This is a genomic window from Verrucomicrobiales bacterium (assembly GCA_016793885.1).
In the GTDB taxonomy this organism is placed as follows: Bacteria; Verrucomicrobiota; Verrucomicrobiia; order Limisphaerales; family UBA11320; genus UBA11320.
Genome location: JAEUHE010000215.1, coordinates 1 through 6,027, shown reverse-complemented (window position 1 = coordinate 6,027; position 6,027 = coordinate 1). Strand labels below are relative to the sequence as shown.

Annotated in this window: 6 protein-coding genes; 4 read left to right on the top strand and 2 right to left on the bottom strand. The window is 56.6% G+C overall.

The window, feature by feature from the left end; translation table 11 throughout:
• Positions 1–140: hypothetical protein (locus JNN07_24225; GenBank protein ID MBL9170861.1), on the top strand; the 140-nt coding region annotated here is incomplete at its 5' end.
• Positions 141–468: 328 nt separating this feature from the next.
• Here JNN07_24225 and JNN07_24220 read toward each other — a convergent pair.
• Both JNN07_24220 and JNN07_24215 read right to left on the bottom strand, forming a co-directional pair.
• Complete coding sequence (locus tag JNN07_24220; GenBank protein ID MBL9170860.1) at positions 469–1,593, bottom strand: transposase; 1,125 nt, start codon at positions 1,591–1,593, stop codon at positions 469–471.
• Between the two features lie 17 nt (positions 1,594–1,610).
• On the bottom strand, positions 1,611–2,675 hold the full coding sequence (locus JNN07_24215) for a tyrosine-type recombinase/integrase (GenBank protein ID MBL9170859.1): 1,065 nt from the start codon (positions 2,673–2,675) through the stop codon (positions 1,611–1,613).
• Positions 2,676–3,433: 758 nt separating this feature from the next.
• Here JNN07_24215 and JNN07_24210 point away from each other — a divergent pair.
• The 3 genes from JNN07_24210 to JNN07_24200 all read left to right on the top strand — a co-directional run bounded on the left by JNN07_24210 (position 3,434) and on the right by JNN07_24200 (position 5,885).
• Positions 3,434–3,976, top strand: a complete 543-nt coding sequence (locus tag JNN07_24210) for a hypothetical protein (GenBank protein ID MBL9170858.1) — start codon at positions 3,434–3,436, stop codon at positions 3,974–3,976.
• Between the two features lie 153 nt (positions 3,977–4,129).
• The gene (locus JNN07_24205; protein ID MBL9170857.1) at positions 4,130–4,978 is read left to right on the top strand and encodes a C40 family peptidase; all 849 of its coding nucleotides are present in this window, start codon (positions 4,130–4,132) and stop codon (positions 4,976–4,978) included.
• Positions 4,979–5,519: 541 nt separating this feature from the next.
• Positions 5,520–5,885, top strand: a complete 366-nt coding sequence (locus tag JNN07_24200; protein MBL9170856.1) for a hypothetical protein — start codon at positions 5,520–5,522, stop codon at positions 5,883–5,885.
• Positions 5,886–6,027: the final 142 nt, after the last annotated feature.

Below are 6,027 nucleotides of genomic sequence, written 5' to 3'. Positions count from 1 at the left end.
ACCACGAACGCGTTCACGACGACATACCCGATTCAGAGCGGGCCGCGCGCGTCGCCAATTCTCTCACGGACTATGTCCAGAGCTGCCTCGACGATCCTGATTTCCCGTATGATTACCACGAGGCCAAGAACCGGGCCTAACAGGAAAGGGTGTATTGCTGCGAAGCGCAGCGAAGCCAGCAACTACACCCTTGGTTGAACAAGCCCGGATGCGGGGAAAGGTGTAGGAAGAGCGCCTATGGCGCTTGTGTTTGGGAGAGTGAGAGGCGATAGACCAAACTGACCCGGAATTTGGCAAGATGGGTGAGTGATCCCAGGGCTGGTTGCCTTCCGTAAACGAAGAACGAGAGCCATGGAAGATCCAGGTCATGAGGTAAACCTCCCTGAAACGCTTGACGACCAAGCTGGTCGCCTCGCCAAGACAAGACGGTCCCAATCGCGCTTCGATCAAAATTTGACAGAAGAGCGTTCATGCTTTGGCTCTCGAAGTGAACAAGGCTACCGGCCGAGGAGGACCTCGCTGGCTGTAAGGAGAGGGGATCTTACGCAAGAAGGTCATTGGCTGATTGCAGCACGGACATAAGTGAGGCCGCGTCGGCGGCACGGCGATGGATGTGTCGCCCAATTGCACAGGTCCTCCCGCGTGACACTGCACACGCAAACGCTTGGCTTTGGCCGCAGGATGGCAGAAGCCGTAGTAACGAATGGAGCGCATGCCCCGAGGCAACACATGCTGTAGGTAGCGAGTAACGAACTCGGCCCCGGGCAGAGTGCAGATATCGACGCGTCCAGCGTCGCGGTTCTTCCAGCGGAACGAAACGGTTTCTTCAGTGATCTGAACCAAGCGGGCATCGTAGATGGCAGTTCGCGCGACGTAGGTGCCTAGATACTTGAGAGCAGCGGCTCCGGTGCCTGCCGGTTGGATGTGCACACCCCAGTCCAAGTTCCACACGTCTGGGTCAGCCTGCCACCCATGGATGTCGAAGAGTTGACGCAGATGCTGGCGAAAGGCGGCTTGGAGATGAGGTAAGTGAACGAGAAAGTCGGCCTGCTTGACTTGCACGAAGCGGCCTTCCTCGTCCAGGCCGGCTCCTGGCACCAGGCAGTGAATATGGGGATGAAAGCCCATTTGCTGGTTCCAGGTGTGGAGCGCGGCGGTGAAGCCGCTGACAGCGGCTTTAAAGCCCTTGGCGGTGGCGAGCTTTTCGGAAAGCGCGCCTGAGACTGCGGTGAAGAACAGGTCGTAGGCCTCTTTGGCATGGGGCCCGAAGAAACAGGAGCGCAACTGAGACGGTAGAGTGAAGGTCACCAGGAAATAGGGTGCTTGAACCAGCTTGGTCATCTCGCGCTGGATCCAAGCGGCGGTGGCCCCGCCGCCGCACTGAGGGCAGGCCTTGTGATTGCAGGAGTGCCAGGCAAAGTGGACATGGCGACAGGGTTTGCAAGCAAAGGACTGCCCCCCCAAAGCCGGGGTTCGGCAATGGGTTAAGGCCCAGCAGGCGCGACGTTGGTCTTTTGAAAGACCATAAGTTTGCTGACGAAAAGTCGGCAGGAACTGACGCAGCGCCGCCAGCACAGTGCGTTCGGCGGCCATGAGAATGCGCAGAAGCGTTAGCGAGGAAGAGACCGATACAACTTGTCCATCAAGTGCAAGGTGTCGCTGACGGTCTGGTGGGTCAGGTGCAGATAGACCATGGTGGAGTTAATCTGTTTGTGACCGAGCAGCTTTTGGATGGTGTGCAGATGTGCTCCGGCTTCCAGTAGATGGGTGGCGAAGCTGTGACGCAAGGTGTGGATTTTGGCTGCCGGGATGTTGAGTTCTTTGCGGGCGACGATGAGTAAGCGCTGCAACGAGGAGCAAGGCATGGGTGCGGTGGCCTGGTGCATGCGCTGAGCCACGGAACCGCGGTCGCCCCGGCCGACGTTGGGGAAGAGTAAGAGTGGATGTTTGTGCTCCCGCCAGTAGTCCTGGAGTTCGTGCCACATGGAGGTCGGCAATGGCAGGACGCGATCCTGATGTCCTTTGCTGGAGCGGATGAGAAGTTTGTTCTCCTTGCCCTTGATGTCGTGGACGGTGATGGCTAGGCATTCGCTGAGGCGCAGGCCGCAGACGTAGATCAGTTTGATGGGGGTGCGATAGCGGCGCAGGCGGATTCGATCAATGAGATCATGAACCTGTTGGAGGGTGAGGACTGCGGGTAGGGTGTCGTGATCTTTGGTGCGGACTTGACGCAAAACGGTCCACTCGGAGTGACCGAGGAGGTCGATGAAGAACTGGCAACAGGCAGCCTTGGCTAAGCGAATGGACTTGGGCTTCCACTTCTTCTTGAGTTTGATGAACAGGAAGTAGTCACGGAGTTGGGGTTGGGTCAGCAGCGAAGGGTCAGATCCAAAGTGTTGATGGATCAGGCGCACTTGACGGTAATAGGCATGACGCGTTCGATTCGCGTCGTAACGCAGAGCCAGAGCCTTGGCGAAACGGTCCATGCACTCGTAGGGATGCTTGTAATCAACAGGGTTGACGTACTCCCGCGGAGTGGTGCGGATGGTGACCGTGGTTGGTGAGGTTGGTGGTGGTGTGGGGGGCTTGGCCGCTTCCTGAGCCTTGGCACGTTGGCGAGCGCGGATGTTTTGGAGATGTTTGGGATGAATGGAGGAAGGATTGGAGTTTTTCATAGAACGCCCATCCTACCAACGACTCCGATCGTTCTGCAGCGTCAGTCTAAGCCTAGTCGTGTCACTACTTCGTCGCCGCGTAGCGGCTTAGTTCAACCATGCGCTCATCCGAACGCCGGGAGCTCACGCGGGTAGGCGTACTGGCCGCTCTGCCCGGCGTCGGATAGCTTGGCGTTAGGCCATTTCGCGCGCGTCATGAAGATATTCCACCTCTCTGAGCCCAAGCATGGGTGGATTGATGTCACCTTTGGAGAGCCGCCAGACGCTTTCACACAGACAGTCTCTGATGTCCCGAATGATTCTCTCCGTGATTTGGCCGCGGCCACTGCCCGTCTGTTGCGACATTCCACACATGAGGTGGTGCAGTTCTCGCTTGAGCCGGCTTTTATGACCTGTGAGTTGCACCGAGAGTCGGTTTCGGTTCGAGTTGTTCTCAAGCATCCTGACCACGATGGGGCAGCATTCGAGGCGTCGTTTCCGCTCCAGGCATTTGCGCGCAGAGTGAGATTTGAGTTGCTGCGCATCCGGCCAAGTTATTCAGTTGAGGACGGATGGACGCAGCCGTTTCCAGAGCACGAGGTGGCTAATCTCGCATGAAGACGGGGCCTAACAAGAATGCGAAGTAGGCAGGAGCGCAGAGACAGTGGGTGGCTGAGTTAACTGTTTAGGAACGAGCGCTACTGCTTACATCGCATTCTTGTTAGGTCACTATGCGTCCGATTGCTGCACTAATTTTATGCTGCACGCTTTGTTCCTGTATGACTGACCAGAAACATTTATGGCCGCCACCACCACCTCCCGCCAAACTTGAACAGTCACTGTTTCATGACGCTCGCAAGCTTGAAGACATTGATACGGAAGTCTGGGGTTACCTGTGTGAGCTCGTTCCTAAGACCGGCGACACACGTCGCGAGGCCGTTGCCAAGATGCTCGCGTCCGTTTCGGCCGAGTTGCGGCGCTACTATCTCACCAGGTTGTTCGATTGGGAGCGTGGCTCTGGTGGACTTGAGAGCTGCATGATGAGGGAGGAGGATGACCTGTTTCTCTCGGACACGATTGCCGCTTACGAGTTTCTTGGTGCGAAGGAGCATGCCCAGATTATTCGTGAGTTGATTCCGATTGCGCAGACGCGATGGAAGGCGATAGAGGCTGCGGGGACAGCGGGGCGGGAATTCGATTACGGCAATAATCCGTTTGAAGCGTTTGAGGCACGGTGGGACGCGGCTTGTGAGCAATTCGACTTTTATCGGGTCATTTTTAGCGACATGAAAAAACGACCAGAGCGCTACACGCATCCATGACGTGGCCCAACCAGCCCGATCGAGGACAACCCCGACCAGCCCTTGGATTTGTCCAGCCCGCCATGATCATCTCAACCTCTATTGGATTTACCGATCGTCATCTCACAGGTCGGGGTGCCTCATCGGGAGGTCGTTAATCTCCCTCTCCAGCTTGTGAAACTCAATGACACCAGAAAGAAAGCGGGCCGAGTCTGGATCTGGAGTGCCATCCTGACGGGCATCGTGTGTCTTTATCCTGTCGAGTATCAGCTCACTCGGATTGCAGTTATTGCCGGGATCGCGACGACATGGGCGGGCGCATTACTTTTGTGGTGGAAGCGGAAGACCATCCGAGTTGTTTTGATCGTCATGGGGGCTCTTCCGGCGATAGCAGTATGTATGCCCGGACGCTCTGTTGAGCCTGGTATCTTGGCAGCAGATTATGCCCACGGGCTCCAATTGTTCCGTGGTGTCCGCTACGTGTGGGGCGGAGAGGGTTTTTTGGGGATTGACTGCTCTGGCCTTGTCCGGAAGGGACTTGTCTGGGGCCAGCTCTATCACGGACTACGAACAGTCAATGGAACGCCGATTCGAGACGCGATTGCTCTGTGGTGCCACGACACTTCTGCTTTGGCTTTGCGGGATGGTTACCGAGGATGGACTGTTGAGCTGTTTCGGGCGGACAGTGTCGTGGAGGCTGATCATTCGAGGCTGAGAATGGGAGACCTGGCCGTTACCGCTGATGGGATTCATGTCATGGCATACCTTGGAAGCAGCAGGTGGATTGAAGCTGATCCCTTTGCACACAAGGTCATCGAGGTGGTGTCGTCAACCGATAACCCGTGGTTCAGGACCCCAGTTGTATTTGTCCGTTGGAAGTGGCTGGGTGTATCCAAATCCCCGAACCAGATCGTCGACCGAACCGCCGCCAGCATCGGGATTCCGGACATGACTACCGTCACTACATCGGCCACCTCGTTGCGCGCCTTCTTACGGCGGCGGTCGCTCACGATCGGTCGTTAGACTCGGACTATATGGCTTCCTTCCATGTGATCCTCGCGTGGTTAGTTTCTGGGGTTCTGATCTTTCTTACACATCCATCAAAGACGGTGGGCAACTTCTCAATCGCGTTCGGAGTGATCTGGTGTATTTCCGCCGCCGCTCTTCGGAAGAGAGTTCGCTGGTCCTGGTTCAGTAGCGTGGCGTGTGTTGGGTCCCTCCTCGCGGTGTTTACCATCCAGCTTGGCCGGAGTATCTGGTTCGTTCTCGAGAACGGCGGGATGGACAGAGCGGATGGTGCTGGTTCACCAATGCTATTTCTGATGGGTCTCGTCTTCGAACTAGTTTTCTTTGTTCCGTTGTTGGCCTGTTCATGGTGTCTCTGGGCGGAAAGAGACGTTGGATGTCCCCGGGTCACGCCGAGGCTAACCAGCCCGATCGAGGACAACCCCGACCAGCCCTTGGATTTGTCTAGCCCGCCATGATCATCTCAACCTCTATTGGATTTACCGATCGTCATCTCACAGGTCGGGGTGCCTCATCGGGAGGTAGTTGAGCCTCTCATATGGGCGCGTTCGCAAAAATACTATTAGTCTCTCTACGAAATCACTTTCGCCTGAAACCAAAGGGACGACGTGCGAGTCGGGAGATCATCGCTTTCCTACGGGAGCAGGGCTTCGCGTTTCGTTCTGTAGAGGTTTGGATGGGGGTGGCCGAGCCGAGCGGACTCTGTTGCCTCGTTTTCTTCGGAGAGGACGCAGAGCTGGCGCGCTTCGAGCTGGCGCGACACCTGCCGACGATAACAGCGCGGTTTCGTGAAGCGCTTGCCCAGACTGCGTATCCAGCCGAGGCGGTTTCACTTGTCGAGGTTTCCGTTCACTCCGATGAGGCTATCAAGCGCAGCGGCGGGTATTATCCTTACTTCAAGTGAGTCCAACAAGAATGCGAAGTAGGCAGGAGCGCAGAGACAGTGGGTGGCTGAGTTAACTGTTTAGGAACGAGCGCTACTGCTTACATCGCGTGTTGGAGGGAGCCGCGTCAGGGGACGCAGGCTATAGGAAGAGTAAGGGGTC

Bases quoted from the DNA above. Each gene is read 5' to 3' on its own strand.
- JNN07_24200 (MBL9170856.1), top strand. From the start codon at position 5,520: ATGGGCGCGTTCGCAAAAATACTATTAGTCTCTCTACGAAATCACTTT.
- JNN07_24215 (MBL9170859.1), bottom strand. From the start codon at position 2,675: ATGAAAAACTCCAATCCTTCCTCCATTCATCCCAAACATCTCCAAAAC.
- JNN07_24210 (MBL9170858.1), top strand. From the start codon at position 3,434: ATGACTGACCAGAAACATTTATGGCCGCCACCACCACCTCCCGCCAAA.
- JNN07_24220 (MBL9170860.1), bottom strand. From the start codon at position 1,593: ATGGCCGCCGAACGCACTGTGCTGGCGGCGCTGCGTCAGTTCCTGCCG.